Below are 22,162 nucleotides of genomic sequence, written 5' to 3' on the forward strand. Positions count from 1 at the left end.
TGATGTAGACATGTGGCGCAAAGCTGCCGTATTGCGCGACAGATATGCCAAAACGGCACAATGCTGGCAGGAAATACCTTTGGGAAGGGGTAGTTGATGTTTTCTGGAAAGACACCGATGCGCGCTCTGCTGTTCGGAGCCGCAGCCTTGGTTATGGCGAGCTTCGCCGTGCCGAGCAGCGATGTTGCTTTCGCAGCAAGCGAAGTGAAGGTCCTCGTCAATAGCCAGGTGATCACATCCGGCGACATTGCCAAGCGCGTCGCCTTCCTCAAATTGCAGCGCCAGAAAGGCGATCTGAACAAGCTCGCCAAGGATCAGCTTGTCGACGAAACGCTGAAGCGTGCCGAGATCTCTCGCCTGCGCATGTCCGTTTCGACGACGGACGTCGATGCTGCCTTCGGCCGTTTCGCCTCCAGCAACAAGATGACGCCGGCGCAGCTCGGCCAAATTCTTGAAAAGGCCGGCGTCGGTGTCGATCACTTCAAATCCTATATCGCGGTTTCCATGAGCTGGCCGCGGGTCGTCAATGCACGCTTCGGCGCAAGAAGCCGGATGTCGAACGACGATCTCGTGACGCGCATGACGGAAAATAAGACGAAGCCGGTCACGACGGAGTATTTCCTGAAACAGATCGTCTTCGTCGTCCCGGTTGCAAAGCGGAACGCCATTCTGAACCAGCGCAAATCCGAGGCCGAGGCATCGCGATCCAAATTTCCGGGCTGCGACCAGGCGAAGGTCTTTGCCGCAACCATGCATGACGTCTCCGTCCAGGATCTCGGCCGCGTGCTCGCGCCGGAGGTTCCGGAAATGTGGAAGCCGCTGCTGGAAAAAGCATCCGGCAACACCACAGCTCCGATCGTGACCGATCGTGGCGTCGAATATGTTGCCATTTGCTCGCAGCGCCAGGTGAACGACGACGTTGCCGCCGCTGCCGTATTCCGTGCCGAGGATATCGGCAAGGACAAGGCAACGGGTGTGAGCGCCAACGACAAGAAATACATGGATGAGCTGCGCTCCAAGGCGCAGATCGTCTATCGCTGATTGACAATGCCACCGCGCTCTTCTCTCCCCCTCGCGCTCACGCAGGGGGATCCGGCCGGCATAGGTCCCGATATCACGCTCGCCGCCTGGCTCCGCCGCGGCGAGCTGGATTTGCCGCCCTTCCTGTTTCTTGGCGATGCTGCCGTGCTTACGGCACGGGCCTCGCAGCTAGGCCTGACCGTACCGCTCGCAATCGCCGATCCGGCGAATGCAAGCGGCATCTTTCCCGATGCGCTGCCGATCCTGCCGATCGAGGCCGGAATGGATGTGATCGCGGGCGAACCGCATGTGGCGACCGCCAAGGGCACGATTGCCGCCATCGAAACAGCCGTTTCCCTCAGCATGAGCGGCCGGACATCTGCCGTCGTCACCAACCCGATCGCCAAATCGGTGCTCTACGACGCCGGCTTCGGCTTTCCCGGCCATACGGAGTTCCTGGCGGATCTCGCAACGCATGCGACCGGAAAGCCGGTCATGCCCGTGATGCTGCTTGCCGGTCCGAAGCTTCGTGCCATCCCGGTGACCATCCATATTCCGCTGAAGGAGGTGCCTGAAGCGCTGACCTCCGATCTGATCGTCGAAACCTGCCGGATCACCGATCATGATCTGCGCAGCCGGTTCGGCATTTCCAAGCCACGCCTTGCGGTTGCCGGCCTCAATCCGCATGCCGGAGAGAATGGCGCACTCGGCAAGGAAGACGACGAAATCGTCCGGCCAGCGATCGATAGGCTCCGCTCCGAGGGCATCGACGCATTCGGCCCCCTGCCCGCCGACACCATGTTTCATGACGAAGCCCGTCGGCGTTACGATGTCGCCGTCTGCATGTACCACGATCAGGCCTTGATTCCCGCCAAAGCCCTCGGCTTTGACGATTCCGTCAATGTCACGCTCGGCTTACCTTTCGTCCGCACGTCCCCGGATCACGGCACGGCCTTCGGCATCGCCGGCAAGGGCATCGCCAAGGAGGACAGTCTGGTGGCCGCCCTCAAGCTGGCGAGTGAGATCAGCAGCAAGACCGGAAACAATCGCTGATGGCTGCACTGGATGGCCTGCCACCCCTTCGTGACGTGATCCAACGCCATGGCCTGGATGCACGCAAGGCGCTTGGCCAGAATTTCCTTCTCGACCTTAATCTGACCCAGAAGGTCGCGCGTACAGCCGGATCACTCGAGGGCGCTACCGTCTTCGAGGTCGGGCCTGGGCCGGGCGGCCTCACGCGCGCCATCCTGGCGCTCGGCGCCACCAAAGTCATCGCCGTCGAGCGCGATGCACGCTGCCTGCCGGCACTGGCGGAAATCGCCGATCACTATCCCGGCCGACTTGAGGTGATCGAAGGCGATGCGCTGAAGACGGATTTCGCCGCCCTTGCCCCGCAAGGACCGGTCAAGATCATCGCCAACCTGCCCTATAATGTCGGGACACAGCTTCTGGTGAACTGGCTCCTGCCCGCGCAATGGCCACCCTTCTGGCAATCCCTGACCCTGATGTTCCAGAAGGAAGTCGGCCAGCGCATCGTGGCCCAGGAGGATGACGATCACTATGGCAGGCTCGGCGTGCTCTGCGGCTGGCGGACTAAAGCCCACATGGCCTTCGACATATCCCCGCAAGCCTTCACACCGCCGCCGAAGGTCACGTCGACGGTGGTGCATCTGACGCCGAACGAAAACCCAATTCCCTGCGCCGTCGACAAGCTGGAGAAGGTCACGCAGGCAGCCTTCGGCCAGCGTCGCAAGATGCTGCGCCAGAGCCTGAAGCCGCTTGGCGGCGAAGCGCTGCTGCTGAAGGCCGATATCGACCCGCAGCGCCGCGCCGAAACGCTTTCGGTGGAAGAATTCTGCCGGCTGGCGAATTGCCTGTAAGCTTAAAGCTTCGGCGTTTCTTCCAGCAAATCCCGAACGAAATCGAACATGCCATGTCGCCGGTCGCGACGCAGGCGTTCGGCCTTGACGATCGACTGAACGGCATTGAAGGCCAGGGTCAGGTCGTCATTGATAATGACATAATCATATTCGCGCCAATGGGCGATTTCGGCCCTTGAATTTGCAAGACGCCTGGCGATCACCTCTTCGGAATCCTCGGCGCGGCGATGCAGGCGCGATTGCAGTTCGGTCATGGTTGGCGGCAACACGAAGATGGAGACGACATCGGCCGGCATCTTCTCCTGCAGCTGCTGGGCACCCTGCCAGTCGATGTCGAAGAGCATGTCGCGACCTTCCGCCATCGCCACCTCTACCGGCTCGCGCGGCGTGCCGTAGAAATTGCCATGCACCTCGGCCCATTCGAGCAAGGAGTCGGAATCGCGAAGACGCTCGAATTCGCGCTGCGAGACGAAATGATAGTGAACGCCTTCGATCTCGCTCGGCCGCCGCTGTCGGGTCGTGACGCTAACAGAGAGGCTGACTTCGCCATCCTTCTCCAGCAGGTTACGCGCGATCGTGGATTTGCCTGCGCCGGACGGTGAGGAGATGGCAAGCATCAGCCCACGGCGGGCGATCGGAATGGATGTGGATGTCGCCGGCTTCATGGCCTACTCCAAATTCTGGACCTGTTCGCGGAACTGGTCGATTACCACTTTCAGCTCGATGCCAGCGGCCGTCACGGCCGCTGCATTCGATTTCGAACAGATGGTATTCGATTCCCGGTTAAATTCCTGTGCAAGAAAATCAAGCTTGCGGCCGACAGGGCCACCCTTCGACATGAGATCGCGCGCAGCAGCCACATGCGCCTTCAGACGATCGATCTCCTCACGCAGATCGGCCTTGGTGGCGAGAAGGGCAGCCTCGGCATGAAGCCGATCACGGTCGAGACCCGACGAGCCGTCCAGAAGCATTGCAACCTGCGTCGCCAATCTCGCGGCAATTTCCTGTGGCGAGCGGGAGGGATCGCGCTCGACCGTTGATGTCAGCGTCTCGATCGTCGCGACATGGCCATGCAGAACCTTGCCGAGTGCATCGCCCTCCTGCCGGCGCATGTCGCGGAGATCGCCAAGTGCTGCCTCAAGGCCGGCCATGATATCGGCGTCGCGTGCAGCGACCGCATCCTCATCCTCTTCGGCTTCCTTGAATTCTACCAGTCCGCGCACAGCCATCAGGCTTTCCAGCCGCAGCGGCGCGGGATCGACGATGCCGACCAACTGATCGCGCAGCGCCAGAACCGCCGTCAGCGCATCCTGGTTGACGACCACCTCGACACGGCTCTCCTCCACGGAGAGCGACAGGCTGACCTGAAGATTGCCGCGTGAGAGCCGATCGGCAATCGACTTGCGGACATCCGTTTCGAGGCGCTCCAGGCCCGGCGGCAAGCGCAGGCGGACATCCAGCCCCTTGCCGTTAACCGAACGCAGCTCCCATACCCAGCGGCCACGACCACTCGTTCCCTCACGCCGGGCAAAGCCGGTCATGGACTGCAATGCCATGCAAGCCTCCGATAGTTCCTATCCCCAATCCAACGAAAATCTTCGGATTATGGGCCAATGTAAAGTGAATCCGCGCCGGGCTCTCTATCCAGACCACGACGCGGTGAGGATTAGTTGGTCTTTTTCTTCTGCTGCGCGCCCGAGCCAGGGGCTACGGCAGCGTCATCAGGCTGGCCATCAACGGCAATGGCGCTGGGATCTTCGCCCTTTTCCGCAACGAGCTTGCGCCAGCGTCTGACATTGGCATTGTGCTCATCCAGCGTCGCTGCAAAGACATGCCCGCCGGTGCCATCAGCCACGAAATAGAGGTCCTGCGTCTTCCAGGGGTTGGCGACGGCCTCCAGAGCATCTTTGCCCGGATTCGCGATCGGCGTCGGCGGCAAACCCTTGATAAGATAGGTATTATAGGGCGTGTCCTTCTTCAGGTCCGACTGATAGATCGGGCGATCGGACGGCTTTCCCTCACCACCGAAGAGGCCATAGATGACTGTAGGATCAGACTGCAGGCGCATGCCCTTGCCCAGTCGATTCAGGAAGACCGACGCGACATGGGCGCGCTCGTCCGCCAGGCCGGTTTCCTTCTCCACGATGGAAGCCAGCGTGATGAAATCCTGCTTGTTGGCCAGCTGGACGCTCGAATCGCGCTTCTCCCAGATCTGGTCGACCAGCTTCGTCTGTGCCGCCGCCATCTGCTGAATGATTTCGGTGCGCTTGGTGCCGCGCGTGAATTTATAGGTGTCCGGTCTCAGGCTGCCTTCCGGCGGCAAAGCCGACGGCAGATCGCCTTCCAGCACGACATCGGCCTGCAGTTTGTTGAACATCTGCCGCACGGTGAGCCCTTCCGGCAAAGTGACCGAATAGAGGATCGACTTGCCGGACTTCAGCAGCTCCATGATGTCCTTCATGGAAGCGCCGGCCTTGATTTCGTATTCGCCGGCACGAAGGGTTTCGCCATCATGCAGATAGGTGGCCGTCAGCCAGCGAAAGATGCGCTGATCCGTGATGATGTTGTTGGATTCCAGACGATTGGCGATCTCGCTGAGACCGGCGCCATTGCGAACGATGAAATTGGTATTGGTCGTCAGCGGACCGGGACCCTGATAGATCGAAAACGCGTAATAAGCACCGCCGATAGCGGCAACGGCGACAAAAACCGCCAGCGTCATCAGGAAGTTCAGGAAGATGACCATCTGACTGCGGGCTTTGCGCGAACGCTTCGGCGGATCCGGAACACGCTCCGGACGCAGGGCCTCATTGGCCGATTTCGGGATAATCGGTCCTTTCTGCCCGTTCGCAGTTCCGTTGCTCTGGTTCGTATCGCTCACCGGCAATCCCTTCCCTTTTGTCATTGCCTGCTCTTTGGCCAAGCAATGCGGCAAAAAGCAGGTTCAGAAGATAAGGCGGAACTTCAGGCTCCGACTTCGACCGATCAGACGTCCGCACCGTATTCCCGAGAAAGACGAAGGCGCAGCAACAATCAAGGATGCGGGCGAGATTGCCGCAAGGCACTCTCGCCCCAACAGTTACGCGTTGTTATTAAGCCTCATAGCGGCGCAGGACAAGCGACGCATTCGTGCCGCCGAAGCCGAAGGAGTTCGACAGCGCGACGTTGATTTCGCGCTTGCGGGCCTTGTGCGGAACGAGATCGATGGCGGTCTCGCGCTCCGGATTATCCAGATTGAGCGTCGGCGGGGCGATATTGTCGCGAATGGCGAGCGTTGCGAAGATCGCTTCGATGGCGCCAGCGGCGCCGAGAAGATGGCCGGTCGCCGACTTGGTGGACGACATGGAAATCCTCGGCGCGGCATCCCCGACCAGCCGCTCGACAGCGCCAAGCTCGATCGTATCGGCCATGGTCGATGTGCCATGGGCATTGATGTAATCGATATCGGCCGGGGTCAGGCCGGCGCGCTTCAGCGCGGAGGTCATGCAGCGGAAAGCACCTTCGCCGTCCTCCGACGGAGCGGTGATGTGATGCGCATCGCCCGAGAGACCGTAGCCGACGACTTCGGCGTAAATCTTGGCGCCGCGCGCCTTGGCATGTTCCAGCTCTTCGAGAACGACGACACCGGCACCCTCGCCCATGACGAAGCCGTCACGATCGCGGTCATAGGGGCGCGAGGCCTTCTGCGGCGTATCGTTGTAGTCCGTCGACAGCGCCTTGCAGGCGGCAAAGCCCGCGAGCGAGATACGGCAGACCGGGGCTTCGGCACCACCTGCCACCATGACATCGGCATCGCCGAGCATGATCAGGCGGGCGGCATCGCCGATCGCGTGTGCACCGGTCGAGCATGCGGTGACGACCGCATGGTTCGGGCCGCGCAGCTTGTGACGGATCGAAACCTGGCCGGACACGAGATTGATGAGGCGACCGGGGATGAAGAAGGGCGAAATGCGGCGCGGACCCTTGTCGCGCAGCGTATAGCCGGCTTCGACGATGCCTTCGAGGCCACCGATGCCCGAGCCGATCATGACGCCCGTTGCAATCTGATCCTCATCCGTTTCCGGATGCCAGCGTGCATCGGCCAGCGCCATATCGGCGGCCGCCATGCCATAGATGATGAAGGGATCGACCTTGCGCTGTTCCTTCGGCTCCATCCAATCGTCGGCATTGAAGGTGCCGTCGGTGCCATCGCCGACAGGGATGCGGCAGGCAATCTTTGCCGCGAGATCTTCGACCTCGAATTCGGTCACGAGGCGTGCGCCATTGTGCCCAGCGAGCAAACGCGTCCAGGACACCTCAGTGCCACAGCCCAAAGGTGATACCATGCCGGTACCCGTGATAACGACACGTCTCATCGCCCGCAGACCCCCGTCTTTTTATGATGATATGCGTATGAACTTGCTTCGTCCGGCTTCGCCGGACGAAATAGGGCGGACTCTTCAGCCCGCCCCTTCAAAAAGCGCGAAAGATTAGGCCTGAGCCTTTTCAATGAACTTTACCGCGTCGCCGACCGTCAGGATCGAGTCAGCAGCGTCGTCCGGAATTTCAACGCCGAATTCTTCTTCGAAGGCCATGACCAGTTCGACGGTGTCGAGCGAGTCCGCACCCAGATCGTCGATGAAGCTTGCGCTTTCAACAACCTTGTCGGCGTCAACGCCAAGATGATCAACAACAATTTTCTTTACGCGTTCTGCGATATCGCTCATGTCGGTTTCCTCGACCTTATGTCCTGATGAGAATGCCTTGTGACATCCCTACCCTAATTCAAACCTGCAGCATCTGTTCCGACGCCGCTGGCAAACCCGTTCAACCCGGCATTGAGATCCGGCCCAGCGCCTTGAATGTGGCCCAGTCCGCCTGAATTTTCCGGACGACTGTTCACAGTCATGGCCCGCTTAACACGGTTTAAGTCCGTCGCAAAGCCAGAAAATAGCCGGCTCCGGGTTGCTCAACATGCTATTGGAGGGAAAGTTCCCTTCAACAGCAATTCCTTTAGATCATCGCCATGCCGCCGTTGACATGGATCGTCTGACCCGTGACGTAGCTTGCTTCCGAGGAAGCGAGATAGGCGACGGCGGAAGCGACTTCCGCGCCCGTGCCCATGCGCTTCATGGGGATGGCGCCCATGATGGCTTCCTTCTGCTTGTCGTTCAGCTTGCCCGTCATCGCGCTTTCGATGAAGCCGGGGGCAACGCAGTTGACCGTGACGTTGCGGGTCGCGATTTCCTGCGCCAGCGACTTGGTGAAGCCGATCATGCCGGCCTTGGAGGCACAGTAGTTCGCCTGGCCGGGATTGCCGGTCACGCCAACAACGGAGGTGATGTTGATGATGCGGCCATAGCGGCGGCGCATCATCGGATGGGTCAGCTCGCGTGTCAGGCGGAAGACGGCGGTCAGGTTGACTTCCAGCACGGCGTCCCAGTCCTCGTCGCTCATGCGAACGAACAAGCCGTCCTTGGTGATGCCGGCATTGTTCACGAGAATATCGACGCCGCCGAGCTCTTCCTCAGCCTTGGCGCCGAGCGCCTTGACCTCGTCGCGGTCCGACAGGTTGGCCGGGAAAATCTTGACGCGATCGCCGAGTTCGGAGGCCAGCGTCTCGAGCTTTTCGACGCGCGTGCCGTGCAGGCCGACGATGGCGCCCTGCTTGTGCAGGAGCCGGGCAATTTCTTCGCCGATGCCACCGGATGCACCGGTTACCAGGGCCTTGCGGCCGGTCAAATCAAGCATGTGTGTCCCTCGTTCCTTGAATATGTCAGCCGAGCAATGCGGCGAGCGCCGTGTCGATATCAGCGGCATTGTTGACGGTGATGCCGTTGACCGTCTTGTCGATACGACGAGCGAGGCCCGTCAGCACCTTACCGGCGCCAATTTCATACAATGTTGTCACATTGTTGGCGGCAAACCATTCCACCGTCTCACGCCAGCGCACCTGACCGGTGACCTGCTCGACGAGAAGTTTGGCGATCTCCTCGGCATCAGTGACCGGAGCCGCCCGGACGTTGGCGATGACAGGCACGACCGGATTGGACTTGGCAACCCCGGCCAGCGCCTCGCGCATGGCATCTGCGGCCGGCGCCATCAGCGTCGAATGGAAGGGTGCGGAAACCGGCAGCAGAATGGCGCGCTTTGCGCCCTTGGCGGTCGCAAGCTCGGCCGCCTTTTCGACCGGAGCCTTCTCGCCGGAGATGACGATCTGGCCGCCGCCATTGTCGTTGGCGATCTGGCAGGCGCCGAGCGCGGATGCTTCAGCACAGACGGCAATGACATCGGCATGTTCGAGCCCGATGATCGCGGCCATGGCGCCGACGCCAACGGGCACTGCCGCCTGCATGGCGTTGCCGCGGATGCGCAGCAGGCGTGCCGTGTCGGCAAGCGAGAAGGTGCCGGCGGCACAGAGCGCGGAATATTCACCGAGCGAGTGGCCGGCGACATAGGCGACCTTGCTCTTCAGATCGAGGCCACGCGCCTGTAGCACGCGGATCACGGCCATCGACACGGCCATCAACGCCGGCTGCGCATTGGCCGTTAAGGTCAGCGTTTCCTCCGGGCCGTTGAAGATGACGTCGGAGAGCTTTTCACCGAGCGCTTCATCGACTTCCTCGAAGACGGCGCGCGCTTCGGCGAAATTGTCGGCAAGGTCCTTGCCCATGCCGACGGCTTGGCTGCCCTGGCCGGGAAATGTGAAAGCAACAGTCATTATAAAGCGTCCTTTTGGGGGTCGTTTTGCTTCCCAATGACATTGTTTGCGGCGGAGTCAATAGTGCAAGCCCTGCAGCCACAGGCTTTTGCGGCTGCGAAGCGCAATGATTTTTTTCTTGCGCTCGCTCAGATCAGGCCTAAATTCTCGCCACCTCATTCATTTTGGCTTTCTCCCATCCCCCAAGGTTTTCCCATGAAATATAAGAATTTAGGCCGCACCGATATTTCCGTTTCGCAGATTTGCCTGGGCACCATGACCTGGGGCACGCAGAACAGCGAAGCCGAAGCGCATGAGCAGATGGACTATTCCGTCAACAAAGGCATCAATTTCTTCGACACGGCCGAAATGTATCCGACGACGCCTGTTGGCCCAGAGACGCAAGGCCGCACGGAAGAATATATCGGCACCTGGTTCGAAAAGACCGGCAAACGTAAGGATGTCGTGCTCGCCACCAAGGTCGCCGGCCCGGGTCGCGAATATCTGCGCGGGGGACAGGGTCCGGATGCCGCCAATATCAATGCGGCTGTTGATGCCAGCCTGAAGCGGCTGAAGACCGATTATATCGACCTCTACCAGGTCCACTGGCCGAACCGCGGCCATTTCCATTTCCGCCAGAACTGGCGCTACAATCCCTTCAATCAGGATCGTGAGAAGGTGATCGCCGAAATCACCGAGATCCTGGAGACGATGGGTGAGCTGGTGAAAGCCGGCAAGATCCGCGCCATTGGCCTGTCGAACGAAACGACCTGGGGCATCCAGAAATATCTGACGATTGCCGAGCAGAAGGGCCTGCCGCGCGTCGCCACCACGCAGAACGAATACAACCTGCTCTACCGGCATTTCGACCTTGATCTGGCCGAGCTTTCGCATCACGAAGATGTCGGCCTGCTTGCCTATTCGCCGCTTGCCGGCGGCATCCTCACCGGGAAATATGTCGGCGGCGCCCGCCCGGCCGGCTCGCGCGGCTCGATCAACCAAGACATCGGCGGCCGCCTGCAGCCGCTGCAGGAACCGCCCGTAAAGGCTTATCTGGAAATCGCCGCCAAATACGGCATCGACCCGTCGAAGCTGGCACTGGCCTACTGCCTCACCAAGCCCTTCATGGCTTCGGTCATCATCGGTGCGACGACGATGGCGCAGCTGGAAACCGATATCGCCTCGGCTTATGTGACGCTGCCGGAAGAGGCATTGGCCGAGATCGAGCAGGTGCATCGCAAGTATCCGATGCCGATGTGAAGAGTGCGCCGGTAGGATTCAAAATGAAAAAGCGGGCAAGTTTGTCCGCTTATTCGGCTGTTGCGGTGGGAGCGCCGCAGCAGATTTCGCGAACGTAGTTGTTGCCGTGGGTGATAATTGCACTGAGGGGGATCTTTTTACTCCCCATAAGGTGCTGATATACCAGCGGGGCGATATTTTTATCGTAGGCGTCCTTAATGGTAATGGCATACCGGCCCTGGACGGTCAAATGGACGGCCATGGGAGGGTTTGCCCCCTTGGCCAACTGTACAGCAGTCTTCAACAACGGATCGACGGCTATTTCGATATATTGTTTGCCAAAGTGATTTTCTTCGAATTCGCGCACCCACACCGACGTCTGACGCATATAGCCGGACTTTTTGCCGATCGACACACGATACCAGTCGCCGATGCTCTTCTTGATCGTCAACTCGCTCCCATTGGGAAAAGTGGCAATCGTCTTGGCGCTCATGTCCCGGCTGGTCTTTAGCAGGGCCGCCCCTGTGTCGTCTTGAACAATGCCGCTTCTTGGGGTTGGAACTTGCAGAAGCGGCGAATCCTCGCTCAGTGGCTGAGCTGCCTTACGCGCTTCAGCACTCGCCGGCGGAGCCTTGTTAGACGACGACTTTGCTTCGAACTCCTGAAGCTCCTGATATGACACGGTCGTTACCCGAAACTGCGTCATTTCGCTCGAGGATAGGTAGCGCATATCGTTTCTGTCGTACTTGAGCGTGAGTTGCAGCAAACCCGGATCGACGCCCATTTCATTCATGTAGGCGATCACATCAGCGGTCTGTTGCTGTACGGCTGCAACAGCAGCCTCGACGTCCATCCCTTTTGTATCGCTGAACGAAGATTTGTGAACGCCGATCGAGCCCGGGTGGGCAAAACGACCTACTCCGCCAAGAAATGACAGGGAACAAGCTGAGGAGCATTCGGCGCTTCTTACAGCGAGTGTGCTGAGCCCCAGAGATCTAATCAGCCGGCCGAGTTCCAATGCTTTGTAGACATTTCCACCGCCGCTATTGAAGCCGACGTAAATAGCATGGCTGGAAACAGCCTTATCGCGAAATAGGCTCAAATCATCGTCGGCCTCGAAGCTGCCATTCACCGTGATATAGGTAATTCCGTCATCCGCGGTTCGAACGTCGTAGCTCAACTGTGCCGCAGCATCCTGACCGAGAAGGGCAAGGCCCAAAGCAACGCCCCCCAAAGCAAAACTTTTCCTTACTATCCTCACAGCCCACCCCCATCTCAGCCAAGCCATGAATTCCATAGGTCCAGTCGCTTCACAAGTCATGATTGCAGCGCATGTTCGAAAGGTTGGGCCTCGCGCCTGATATAAAAGCAGGCCTATATATCAGCGGGAAAACCCAAACCAACGGCGAGCGATCTACTGCTCCGCCTTCGGCGCAATCGTCAGTTCCGAACCATAGGCCTCGCGCAACTCATCCTGCCCTTTCACGCGATCAACTGACTTGTGAAGCAGGATCGAGCGATAACCCTCCGAACTTCGCCCCTCGATCAAGGTGACATCGGCGTTTCCCGGATTGTCCGAGCGCTCGAACCAATCGACCGGATGGTGCAGGAAGTTCATTTCGAAGGCGCGGTTGGTGACGCCGTGGCCAACGATGATGACATTGTTTTTGCCGTTTTCGGCGTCGTGCATGACGGTCTGCAGGAACAGGCGGACGCGCTGGGCGACGTCGGCACGGCTCTCGCCGTCCGGCGGGCGCGCATAGAACTTGCCGTTATTGTTGCGCAGCCGCGCCCATTTCTCGAATTCGTCGGGGAATTTCCGCTTCTGCTCGGCGTGGTCGTAGATTTCGGTAAAGAGCCCGAAATCCTGCTCGCGCAGCAGATAATCCTCCCTGACATCCTGGATGAGATCGGCCGGCAAGATCTCCAGCAAAGCATCCTTGCTCTGCCGTGTCCTCAGGAAGGGCGAATACCAGACGCTCAGTTTACGCAATTCGGCTGATGGCAGCCCTTTCAGATAGGCGGCAACCGCCTGCCCCGCCGTCAACACCTGCCGATAGCCCCATTTCGTCAGCGGAACATTGTGGTCACCGAACTGCCGGTAGGCCCGGTCATCGATGTTACCGAGGGATTCGCCGTGCCGAACGAGAAAGATGCGCATGAACTATCCCTATTGCTGCAATTCGCCTCTCATCATATGGGAGCGCGCGGCGGGTGCAACGCTGCGACAGGCGGGAGCTCACGATTTGGCCCGAGGATCGAGGCCGCTTCCGGGCAAAACGGCATAATTTCGCTCCCACCCTTGCCTTTCGGAGAAAAATCCGTATAAGCCGCCCTGTTCGCAACCCGGTCTTCTGGCTGGTGGCTGAACGGAGGGCCGGTTTCCGTGAGGAAATCGTCGGAACGGAAGCGTTCCAGCCTCCCGTGTCTCCGCTCTCGACCGTCTCGGAAACGCTTTTCTTGCTTGGGTCTACCCTATCAGGAGCAGTCGTTGAGGCTTAGCCGCCGAATATCGGGTTCAGACCAACGCAAGAAAGGCAAAGCTGTCATGGCTCTTTACGAACATGTATTCCTTGCCCGACAGGATATTTCCGCTCAGCAGGTCGACGCCCTCGTAGAACAGTACAAGGGTGTCATCGAAGCTCACGGCGGTAAAGTCGGGCGTATCGAGAACTGGGGCCTCAAGTCCCTCACCTACCGCATCAAGAAGAACCGCAAGGCTCACTACGCCCTGATGGACATCGATGCTCCGGCAGCTGCGATCCAGGAAATGGAACGCCAGATGCGCATCAGCGAAGACGTCCTGCGTTACATGACGATCGCTGTTGAAAAGCACGAAGACGGCCCGTCGGCCATGATGCAGAAGCGCGACCGTGACGACCGTCCGCGCCGCGATGGCGACCGCCCGGAGCGCAGCTTCGGCGATCGTGGTCCGCGCCCGGATCGTGGTGACCGCGAAGACCGTCCGCGCCGTCCGCGCGAAGACCGCGTATAAGGAGATTTGAGAATGTCTGAAGTTTCCTCCGCACCGGTCCGCCGTCCGTTCCATCGCCGCCGCAAGACCTGCCCGTTCTCGGGCGCCAATGCGCCGCGCATCGACTACAAGGACGTTCGTCTCCTGCAGCGCTACATTTCCGAGCGCGGCAAGATCGTTCCGTCCCGCATCACGGCCGTTTCCCAGAAGAAGCAGCGCGAACTCGCCCAGGCGATCAAGCGCGCCCGTTTCCTCGGCCTGCTGCCCTACGTCGTCGCCTAATAGCGCCTGACGCCGAATGAATAAGGGGAAGGCAGCGATGCCTTCCCTTCTCCCTTTCGCGATGGGCGCGGATCGGAACCTTAAAACCCCATGTTGGGGACGGCTTTCAGGCCCGCGTGGCGAAGGCATCCTCTAACTGCTCGATACGAAGCAGGACAGCGACGTGAAAAAGTTGAACGCAAAAGAGCTTGGCATCGGCGCACTCGCCGGTCTGACCGCCGCCCTACTCGTGTATGGCGCGACGGTGCAGCCATTGCTGTTCATCCTGTTCGGCGCGCTTTCCGCTCTTCCGATCCTGATCGTCGGCCTCGGCTGGGGCAATATGGCCGTCATCGTCGCCGTCGCGGCGGCCGGCATCGTCGGCACGATCATCGGGCCCTCGATCTATTTCGGGCTGTTTGTCCTGCTGCTGACGCTGATCCCCGCATGGCTCAGCCATCTCGCCAATTTGGCGCGTCCCGCCTCCGAACTCGGCGGACCGGACAATCTGATGGCCTGGTATCCGCTCTCCGACATCATGCTGCACCTGTGCGGTCTCGCCGCGGTCGTCATCATCGTCGCCGGCGCAGTCATGGGCTATGGCGCCGATCTGGTGGGCCAGGTCGTCGACGCCTACATCGGCGCGATGAGCCAGCAATCTCCCGATCTTCAGCTCAATCCGATTGCGATCGCGAAGATGAAGTCGCTGATGCTCTACATGATCCCGATTGCCTGGGGCATGATCTGGGTCATGATGCTGCTGGCTGCCTATTATGTGGCGACCCGCATCGTCGCGGCTTCGAGCCACAATCTGCGTCCGCGCGAGGACATTCCCTCGGCGCTGCGCATGAACCGCAATGCGATCTTCGTCTTTCTCGCGGCAATCGTCGCGATCTTCTTCGGTGGCGTCCTGGCCCTCATCGCCGCCGCCGTGCTCGGTGCCTTCGGCGCGGGCTTCATCGTTTCCGGCTTCGCATCGCTGCATTACCGGACACGCGGCAAGGATTGGCGCCTGCCGGTGCTGATCATCTGCTACCTGATGACCTTCGTGCTGACGCTGCCGCTCTTCATCATCCTTGTTCTCGGCCTCTACGATACCCGCAAGGCGATATCGCTGACCCCGAACAAGGATGCCGACACACCCAAACAAAACACGAAAATCTGATATCGAAAGGAACAACGAAAATGGAAGTCATTCTTCTCGAACGCATCTCCAAGCTCGGCCAGATGGGCGAAACCGTCAAGGTTCGCGACGGCTTTGCCCGTAACTACCTGCTGCCGCTCGGCAAGGCACTGCGCGCCAACGCCGCCAACAAGGCTCGTTTCGAAGCCGAACGTGCAACGCTCGAAGCCCGTAACCTCGAGCGCAAGAGCGAAGCCCAGAAGGTTGCCGACGTTCTCGGCGGCAAGTCCTTCATCGTCGTTCGCTCGGCTGGCGAAACCGGCCAGCTCTACGGTTCGGTCGCTGCTCGCGACGTCGTCGAAATCCTCGCCGCAGAAGGCTTCAACATCGGCCGCAGCCAGGTTCACCTGAACACGCCGATCAAGGCCATCGGCCTGCACGACGTTGCTATCGCACTTCACTCCGAAGTCGAAATCCACGTTCAGCTCAACGTCGCTCGTTCCGCTGAAGAAGCCGAGCGTCAGGCCAAGGGTGAAACCCTCACCTCCGCCGACGCCATCTACGGCGTTGACGAAGACGCTCTGCGTCCGGAAGACTTCTTCGATCCGGAAGCTGACCGCGACGGCGACGAAGAAGCTTGATCCTCAAGCCTTCTCAAGATTACGAATGAAAGAAAGCCTGGGTCTTCCGACCCAGGCTTTCTTGTTTTCTGGCAGAGGATAGAGAGAACCCCTCGGTCAGTCGTTATCCTTAATCTCCGGCAGAGGCGCCGAATCCTTGTCGATCGAAACGACCACGGACATGCCAGGCGCCAGCTGATCCGCCAGTGGCTGGCCATCCTCGATCTTGACCCTGACGCCGAGACGCTGGGCGACCTTGGTGAAATTGCCCGTAGCGTTGTCGGGCCTGATGACGGCGAATTCCGAGCCCGCGGCTGGAGAGAAGCGCTGGATGCGGCCCTTGATCTCGCGACGCCCGAGCGCATCTACGGAGATCGTGGCAGGCTGATCGAGCTTCATGCCGTCAAGCTGCGTTTCCTTGAAATTGGCGATGACCCAGACGTCTTTCGGGACGAGGTTCATCAGCTGCGTGCCGGGCGTTACATATTGGCCGAGGCGCACGCCGATTTCCCCGATGCGGCCGTCTTGCGGCGCCCTGATCGTCGTATTGTCCAGATCGATATCGGCAAGCTGCACGGCAGCCTCCGCACCGCTGACGCCTGCCTCGAGCGAGGCGCGATTGACGATGATCGTCGTCAGGTTCTGCTGGGAGACGTCGAGGGCAGCCTTTGCCTGATTGACCGATGCCTGTGCCTGCTGCAGCGTCGCCTGCGCCTGTTCGGAATCGCTTGTCGTCGACACCCCTCTGGAGACCAGCGTCGTGACGCGATCGGCGGCAAGCTGGGCACGTTTCAGCGCTGCGTTGGCGCTGTCGATCTGCGCCTGGCTGGAGACGATGCCGGCCTTGGCAGCCTGCTCCTGCTGCTGCGAATTGGCCAGCGCCGCCTTCTGTCCATCGAGCGTGGCATGCGCCTGCGCCACCTTCTGTTTGTAGATGCGGTTATCGATCTGGGCGAGCACATCGCCCTCCTTCACGAGCTTGTAGTCCTTGATCGGCACGTCGGTGATATAGCCGCTGACCTGTGGGCTGATGGTCGTGACATAGCCTTTGACATAGGCGTCGTCTGTGGTCTCGACCGCAGTTTTGAAGGGTGGCAGGTGCCAGGCATAGAGCACCAGCATGACACCGCCGACACCAGCGAGAACGGCGATGACTTCGATTGGGGAGCGAACGAGCCTCGACATGGAGCTACTTCATATCCTCATTGGTTAGATGTCACGACCTCCAACCGATCGTCGGCCAGACGTGCTCTGACGAAGCGGAAGAGGACATGGATGGATAGGCCGGCAAGAGAAAGGAAGGCGATCACGGCGGCAACGAGGAAAGCGTCTCCATAGGCGAGCATGTTGGCCTCACGGCTAACCTGCGCGCCGAGCAACGCCACCCCCTCCCCCTTCAGAAGCGCACTATCACCGATCACCTTGCCATAGGAGGATGAAAGCTGGCTGACGCGATTAGCCACGTGCGGATCGGTCAGCAGCACGTGCTCGGTCAGCACGGCGGAATGGAACTTTTCGCGAATGGTGATCAGCGTGCCGTAAAAGGCCGAGCCGATAAGACCGCCGATGCTCTGCGTGAAGGTGAAGACGACGAAGAAGGTCACCAGATAAGGCGGTCCCTTGGTGATGGCCGCCTTGAAACCCTCCGACATGGATGGCGGCAGGAAGAGAGCCGCGCCGGCTGCGACCAGCGCCTGGCTGAGATACATCTGCTCGGGACGGGTCAGGTTCGTCACCTGAGAATCCATCAGGCAGCCAACGCCCATCAGGACGAGTGCGACGAACTGTATCTGCCAGCTGAAGCCATAGCTCATGAACACGGTGCAGATGAGACCGCCGATGACGGAGAAAGCCAAGATGATCCAATAGAGCATGGAGAGCTGATCGTAGAGCAGCCCGACCGCGTTCTGATAAAAGGTCATGACGACCGAGGTCTGCTCGGCGGCAATGATTCGGAAGATCAGAAGGATCGCCGTCAGGTGCAAGATTTCCGGCCGGAGCAGCCAGCGGACGTCGATCAAAGGCGTCGAACGTCTCAGCTCGACGACGATCGCAACGGTCAGGGACGCGACGGCGATCGCCAAGACGACCCCGAGCCATGGTACCTCCAGCCACCAGTAGAGGCGCCCGACCGACAGGGCAACAGCCAGACAGCCGAAACCGATCGCCACAAGGAGATAGCTGAAGATATCGCCCAGAACGATGACCTTGACGCGCGGCGGCGGCGTCAGCGGCAAGAGATAGATGATCGGCATGACCAGCAGCGCCAGCGCCATTTCGAGCGTGTAAAGGCCGCGCCATTCCCCATAATCCAGCAGTGAGGGCGATACGAGGCGAGTGATGGGAGCAGCAAGCAGCGTATTCATCATCGCCAGGCTGACGCCGATCGTCATCTTCTTCGCCGGCTCGAAGGCTTCCAGCATATAAAGGAAACCGAGAGTCGACAGCGGCGCGCCGGCAATGCCGCTCAAGAAGCGAACGACGATCGCCGAATGCAGGTCGGAGACGAAGAGATTGAGCAACGAGGCGAGCACGAAGCCGAGAATGCTGACCTCGGCGAAATTGCGCACGCCATATTGAAGACGGATCTTCACCAGCGCGATGGCGAGGCTGACATTGGGCGCCATATAGGCGGCCGACAGCCATGCGGATTCGGTGGTCGTCGCCGCGATGGTTCCCTGGATCTGCGTGAGATTGGCGAAGGCGAGGTTGAGACCCAGACCCTGGGTCAGGAAGAACATGACGGATGCCGCAATATAGAGCGGCACTTTCCAGCCCGGCATAGGCGGTGGAGCGGGTGGGACGGCGTTGGCTTCCGCGTTGGCGACCGCGCCCGGATCACCGCTCATACTCTACCTCATGATTTGCCCACATTCTGGAGGTTGGCCGTCATGGCACGGATCACCTTCAGCGCCATGCCGACGTCCTCGTCCGAAATCCCCTCCAAGATATCCGCGCGCACACCGGTGGCAAGAGCCTCGACTTCGGCGGCGACGACTTTTCCGGATTCCGTCATGAATATCTGCTTGGCGCGGCGATCGGATATCGCGGCGCGGCGCTCGATGAAGTTCTGTGCCTCCATGGCATCGAGGATGCGCACGAGCGTCGGCGTTTCCAGCTCCAGCTCGTCGGCAAGCTCCCTCTGGTTGATCCCGTCCCGGCGGGAGAGCTTGCGAAAAACCCTTGCACGGGAAAGCGTCATCCCGTGTTCGCGAACGAGAGCGTCAAACGCTGCCCTCAGCTTGCGATTGAACGCGGAAAGGTCGTCGAAGAGTTCTTGTCTTGATGGCGCACCTGGCATTGTTGCAACTTTATACTATTAGCATCCTACCCTAATCCAAAGGAAATACCCGGATTTTCCCAGCTTTTCAAGCATGATAGCCGCAACAATTGATGTACACGGCGAAAGACCCGGCTAAAATATTCCCCACGGATAGTTTGCATATGTGATTCGTGTGTCGATCTTTTCGTTGCAAAGTGGCCACAAGAGATTTTTTACGTGGCAGAAATCTGTCCCTGTGGACGAGTGGAAAAACGTTGATAGGCCAGCCCTATTTGCCCCACTCCGGGTGGACACCCATTTGCACGGTTGACCATGACATCGGATCGTCGCAAACCAGTCGACACCCTAAAGCATGAAGAGATGGAAAATGAACGAAGCTGCGCGAAAGCTCGCCGCCATTGCTCCCGCCGATCAGCACTATCGCGAAGCGCCGAACAATATCGAGGCGGAACAGGCCCTGCTCGGCGCCATCCTCGTCAACAACGATGCCTATTACCGCGTCTCCGACTTCCTTAAGCCGATCCATCTCTATGAACCGCTGCACCGCAAAATCTTCGAGGTCGCGGGCGACATCATCCGCATGGGCAAGACCGCCAACCCGGTGACCATCAAGAGCTTTGTGCCTGCGGACGAAAAGGTCGGTGACATGACGGTCGCGCAGTATCTCGCGCGCCTCGCCGTCGAAGCCGTGTCGATCATCAATGCGGAAGACTATGGCCGCGCCATCTACGATCTGGCGCTGCGCCGCGCGCTGATCACCATCGGCGAGGACATGGTCAATATCGCCTATGACGCGCCTCTCGACATGCCGCCGCAGACGCAGATCGAGGATACCGAACGCCGGCTGTTCGAACTCGCCGAAAACGGCCGCTACGACGGCGGCTTCCAGTCCTTCAACGATGCCGTGGCGCTCGCCATCGACATGGCGGCCGTCGCCAAGGAGCGCGACGGCGGTCTTTCGGGCATCTCCACGGGCATTCATTCACTGGACAGCAAGATGGGCGGCCTGCAGCGCTCCGACTTGATCATCCTTGCCGGACGTCCCGGCATGGGCAAGACTTCGCTCGCCACCAACATCGCCTACAACATCGCCGCCGCCTTCGAAGGCGAAGTGCAGGCGGACGGTTCCACCAAGGCGAAGAACGGCGGCGTCGTCGGCTTCTACTCGCTGGAAATGTCGTCCGAACAGCTCGCCACCCGTATCATCTCCGAGCAGACGGAAGTCTCCTCCTCGAAGATCCGCCGCGGCGATATCAACGATGCCGATTTCGAAAAGCTGGTGGCCTGCTCGATGATGATGCAGAAGGTGCCGCTCTATATCGACCAGACCGGCGGTATCTCGATCGCCCAACTCGCCGCCCGCGCCCGCCGTCTCAAGCGCCAGCGCGGCCTCGACGTGCTGGTCGTCGACTACGTTCAGCTGATGACCGGCTCGAAAAAGTCGGGCGAGAACCGCGTGCAGGAAATCACCGAGATCACCACCGGCCTGAAGGCGCTCGGCAAGGAGCTCAACGTTCCGATCGTTGCGCTCTCGCAGCTCTCGCGTGCGGTCGAAAGCCGCGACGACAAGCGGCCGCAGCTTTCGGACCTTCGTGAATCCGGCTCGATCGAGCAGGACGCCGACGTGGTGCTCTTCGTGTTCCGCGAGGAGTATTATGTGAAAAACCAGGAGCCGCGCGATCCGAACGATCCGAAATACGCGGAATGGGAAGCCCTGTTCGACCGCGTGAAGGGCACCGCCGACGTCATCATCGCCAAGCAGCGTCACGGACCGACGGGCACGGTGAAGCTTGCCTTCCAGTCGGAATTCACCCGCTTCGCCGATCTCGCCGATTCCTCCTTCCTTCAGTATGAGGAACATTGACACGAAGCTTGCCGCGTCAATGTTCCGCTGGGACAGAGAAAACCGCTTCGCACTTTTCCCGGAAACACTTCAGAGTCCCGCAGCCCGCAGTAAAGCCACCGTCGCAACGCCGACAACAATGCTTGCCAGCATCGGCAAGCGGCGGGAGGCGATTGCGGTGGCGACGCAGGCCAGCGTCTCCGCCCAACCGGTAGCAAAAGCTGTCGGGGCAATGACAGCCATCAGCACGGCCGGTGGAATGGCTTCGATTGCAGTGCGCCGGCGCTCGTCAATCTTCACGTAGCGAATCAAGACGAGACCGCCAACACGGGTGAAGATTGTTGCGGCAGCCATGGCGAGGATGGCGAGCAGAGTGTTGAGATCGAGCGTCATGCCGCCTGCTCCTGCGCCCTGCCTTTCCAGAAAGCCATTGCCAGTCCCGCCAGCGCGCCAGCTGCAATATGCCAGACACCGGGTACGAACTGGTGGACAGCAACGGCCGCAATTCCGCTTGCAGCAAGCACCGCGCCGGTTTCCGGTCCCCTCCAGAAGCCCATGACTAGCACGATGAAGACAGCCGGAAAGGCGAAGTCGAGACCGATGACGGCGGGATCGCCGAGAAAGGCGCCAAGCAAAGCACCCGCAAGCGACGAGCCTACCCAGGTCAAGTAGAAGGGCGTAACGATGCCCGCATACCAGGCGGGTGTAAGTCGCATCGTGCCGGCGCGGAATTCCGCCATGGCCCAAATCTCATCGGCGAGAAACAGAATGGCGATATAGCGTTTGATGCCGGCGAAAGATTGCATCTTCGTGCCGATCGAAGCACTCATCAGCAAGTGCCTGACATTGACGAGCAGGGCCGCGAAGCCGGCGCCAATCCAGCTTGCGGGATGTGTCCAGATATCCATCGCCACAAATTGCGAGCCGCCAGCAAAGACAAGCGCGCTCATCAGCGTGGTCTCCAGCGGCGAAAGCCCCTTGGTCGCCGAAACCGCGCCGAATACGAGGCCGATCGGCAGGACGGCCACGATCAGCGGAAAAATGGCACGCATCCCGGCTTTGAATTCGCCGACCGGCCGGCTTTGCTGCAACATTGGCAACCTCCACTTCAACAACGATGGAGAGGTAGCCGACGGCAGCCGGCGCTGTATTGAACGAAAGTGACTAGAGCTCCATCCAGAATCGGCAAAGCGTTTTCACTATTCGTAGAAAAGCGAAAATGCTGCATGTTTTTATTTCC

Annotated in this window: 23 protein-coding genes; 9 read left to right on the forward strand and 14 right to left on the reverse strand. The window is 59.9% G+C overall.

Going from position 1 to position 22,162, the window contains the following annotated elements:
- Window positions 1-96 precede the first annotated feature (96 nt).
- The 3 genes from AC13Q5_RS03675 to rsmA are packed head-to-tail and all read left to right on the forward strand — an operon-like array spanning window position 97 to window position 2,900.
- Complete coding sequence (locus tag AC13Q5_RS03675; RefSeq protein WP_075852169.1) at window positions 97-1,041, forward strand: SurA N-terminal domain-containing protein; 945 nt, start codon at window positions 97-99, stop codon at window positions 1,039-1,041.
- Between the two features lie 6 nt (window positions 1,042-1,047).
- On the forward strand, window positions 1,048-2,073 hold the full coding sequence (gene pdxA, locus AC13Q5_RS03680; protein ID WP_488500872.1) for a 4-hydroxythreonine-4-phosphate dehydrogenase PdxA: 1,026 nt from the start codon (window positions 1,048-1,050) through the stop codon (window positions 2,071-2,073).
- Window positions 2,073-2,900: a 16S rRNA (adenine(1518)-N(6)/adenine(1519)-N(6))-dimethyltransferase RsmA gene (gene rsmA / locus AC13Q5_RS03685; RefSeq protein ID WP_457879643.1), complete on the forward strand. Its 828-nt coding sequence runs from the start codon at window positions 2,073-2,075 to the stop codon at window positions 2,898-2,900. Before pdxA ends, rsmA begins: the two co-directional genes overlap by 1 nt.
- A 2-nt stretch (window positions 2,901-2,902) precedes the next feature.
- On the opposite strand, the gene gmk is transcribed toward rsmA, so the two are convergent.
- The 7 genes from gmk to fabD all read right to left on the reverse strand — a co-directional run bounded on the left by gmk (window position 2,903) and on the right by fabD (window position 9,600).
- Window positions 2,903-3,565 (reverse strand): guanylate kinase, encoded by a 663-nt coding sequence (gene gmk / locus AC13Q5_RS03690; protein ID WP_075852167.1) that lies wholly within the window; start codon window positions 3,563-3,565, stop codon window positions 2,903-2,905.
- A gap of 3 nt (window positions 3,566-3,568) precedes the next feature.
- A complete protein-coding gene (locus tag AC13Q5_RS03695; RefSeq protein WP_075852166.1) occupies window positions 3,569-4,456 on the reverse strand; it encodes a YicC/YloC family endoribonuclease in 888 nt (295 codons plus the stop codon).
- A gap of 110 nt (window positions 4,457-4,566) precedes the next feature.
- Window positions 4,567-5,781 (reverse strand): endolytic transglycosylase MltG, encoded by a 1,215-nt coding sequence (gene mltG, locus AC13Q5_RS03700; RefSeq protein WP_075852165.1) that lies wholly within the window; start codon window positions 5,779-5,781, stop codon window positions 4,567-4,569.
- Between the two features lie 211 nt (window positions 5,782-5,992).
- Window positions 5,993-7,255: a beta-ketoacyl-ACP synthase II gene (gene fabF, locus AC13Q5_RS03705; RefSeq protein ID WP_075852164.1), complete on the reverse strand. Its 1,263-nt coding sequence runs from the start codon at window positions 7,253-7,255 to the stop codon at window positions 5,993-5,995.
- Window positions 7,256-7,369: 114 nt separating this feature from the next.
- On the reverse strand, window positions 7,370-7,606 hold the full coding sequence (locus tag AC13Q5_RS03710) for an acyl carrier protein (protein WP_004122114.1): 237 nt from the start codon (window positions 7,604-7,606) through the stop codon (window positions 7,370-7,372).
- Window positions 7,607-7,892: 286 nt separating this feature from the next.
- Complete coding sequence (fabG, locus tag AC13Q5_RS03715; protein WP_015339359.1) at window positions 7,893-8,630, reverse strand: 3-oxoacyl-[acyl-carrier-protein] reductase; 738 nt, start codon at window positions 8,628-8,630, stop codon at window positions 7,893-7,895.
- Window positions 8,631-8,655: 25 nt separating this feature from the next.
- Window positions 8,656-9,600, reverse strand: coding sequence for an ACP S-malonyltransferase (gene fabD, locus AC13Q5_RS03720; RefSeq protein WP_075852163.1), 945 nt, complete (start codon window positions 9,598-9,600; stop codon window positions 8,656-8,658).
- A gap of 195 nt (window positions 9,601-9,795) precedes the next feature.
- Here fabD and AC13Q5_RS03725 point away from each other — a divergent pair, with 195 nt between their 5' ends.
- On the forward strand, window positions 9,796-10,839 hold the full coding sequence (locus tag AC13Q5_RS03725; protein ID WP_075852624.1) for an aldo/keto reductase: 1,044 nt from the start codon (window positions 9,796-9,798) through the stop codon (window positions 10,837-10,839).
- A gap of 49 nt (window positions 10,840-10,888) precedes the next feature.
- Here AC13Q5_RS03725 and AC13Q5_RS03730 read toward each other — a convergent pair whose 3' ends face one another.
- Both AC13Q5_RS03730 and AC13Q5_RS03735 read right to left on the reverse strand, forming a co-directional pair.
- Window positions 10,889-12,037: a hypothetical protein gene (locus AC13Q5_RS03730; protein ID WP_488500873.1), complete on the reverse strand. Its 1,149-nt coding sequence runs from the start codon at window positions 12,035-12,037 to the stop codon at window positions 10,889-10,891.
- Between the two features lie 195 nt (window positions 12,038-12,232).
- Window positions 12,233-12,979, reverse strand: a complete 747-nt coding sequence (locus tag AC13Q5_RS03735) for a histidine phosphatase family protein (RefSeq protein WP_457879648.1) — start codon at window positions 12,977-12,979, stop codon at window positions 12,233-12,235.
- 387 nt (window positions 12,980-13,366) lie between these two features.
- Between AC13Q5_RS03735 and rpsF the strand changes: the two genes are divergently transcribed.
- From rpsF to rplI, 4 genes are all read left to right on the forward strand, one after another.
- A complete protein-coding gene (gene rpsF / locus AC13Q5_RS03740; RefSeq protein WP_015339354.1) occupies window positions 13,367-13,813 on the forward strand; it encodes a 30S ribosomal protein S6 in 447 nt (148 codons plus the stop codon).
- A gap of 12 nt (window positions 13,814-13,825) precedes the next feature.
- A complete protein-coding gene (rpsR, locus tag AC13Q5_RS03745) occupies window positions 13,826-14,074 on the forward strand; it encodes a 30S ribosomal protein S18 (RefSeq protein WP_004122103.1) in 249 nt (82 codons plus the stop codon).
- A gap of 163 nt (window positions 14,075-14,237) precedes the next feature.
- Window positions 14,238-15,218 carry a DUF2232 domain-containing protein gene (locus AC13Q5_RS03750; RefSeq protein ID WP_075852161.1) on the forward strand — a complete coding sequence of 327 codons (981 nt, stop codon included), beginning with the start codon at window positions 14,238-14,240 and terminating at the stop codon, window positions 15,216-15,218.
- A gap of 20 nt (window positions 15,219-15,238) precedes the next feature.
- Window positions 15,239-15,817: a 50S ribosomal protein L9 gene (rplI, locus tag AC13Q5_RS03755; RefSeq protein WP_075852160.1), complete on the forward strand. Its 579-nt coding sequence runs from the start codon at window positions 15,239-15,241 to the stop codon at window positions 15,815-15,817.
- Between the two features lie 96 nt (window positions 15,818-15,913).
- Here rplI and AC13Q5_RS03760 read toward each other — a convergent pair whose 3' ends face one another.
- From AC13Q5_RS03760 to AC13Q5_RS03770, 3 genes are read right to left on the reverse strand one after another with little or no spacing between them, the layout of a single operon-like run.
- On the reverse strand, window positions 15,914-16,981 hold the full coding sequence (locus tag AC13Q5_RS03760) for an HlyD family secretion protein (RefSeq protein WP_075852159.1): 1,068 nt from the start codon (window positions 16,979-16,981) through the stop codon (window positions 15,914-15,916).
- Window positions 16,982-16,998: 17 nt separating this feature from the next.
- Window positions 16,999-18,645 (reverse strand): MFS transporter, encoded by a 1,647-nt coding sequence (locus tag AC13Q5_RS03765; RefSeq protein WP_075852158.1) that lies wholly within the window; start codon window positions 18,643-18,645, stop codon window positions 16,999-17,001.
- A gap of 8 nt (window positions 18,646-18,653) precedes the next feature.
- Complete coding sequence (locus tag AC13Q5_RS03770) at window positions 18,654-19,097, reverse strand: MarR family winged helix-turn-helix transcriptional regulator (RefSeq protein ID WP_075852157.1); 444 nt, start codon at window positions 19,095-19,097, stop codon at window positions 18,654-18,656.
- A 349-nt stretch (window positions 19,098-19,446) separates the two neighbouring features.
- Here AC13Q5_RS03770 and AC13Q5_RS03775 point away from each other — a divergent pair, with 349 nt between their 5' ends.
- On the forward strand, window positions 19,447-20,943 hold the full coding sequence (locus AC13Q5_RS03775; RefSeq protein WP_457879653.1) for a replicative DNA helicase: 1,497 nt from the start codon (window positions 19,447-19,449) through the stop codon (window positions 20,941-20,943).
- Window positions 20,944-21,012: 69 nt separating this feature from the next.
- On the opposite strand, the gene AC13Q5_RS03780 is transcribed toward AC13Q5_RS03775, so the two are convergent.
- Entirely contained in the window at window positions 21,013-21,315 is a 303-nt protein-coding gene (locus tag AC13Q5_RS03780) for an AzlD family protein (RefSeq protein WP_457892563.1), read from the reverse strand.
- Window positions 21,312-22,016, reverse strand: a complete 705-nt coding sequence (locus AC13Q5_RS03785; protein ID WP_488500874.1) for an AzlC family ABC transporter permease — start codon at window positions 22,014-22,016, stop codon at window positions 21,312-21,314. Before AC13Q5_RS03785 ends, AC13Q5_RS03780 begins: the two co-directional genes overlap by 4 nt.
- Window positions 22,017-22,162 lie beyond the last annotated feature (146 nt).

It is taken from the genome of Martinezella sp. CNPSo 3964, from assembly GCF_057784375.1.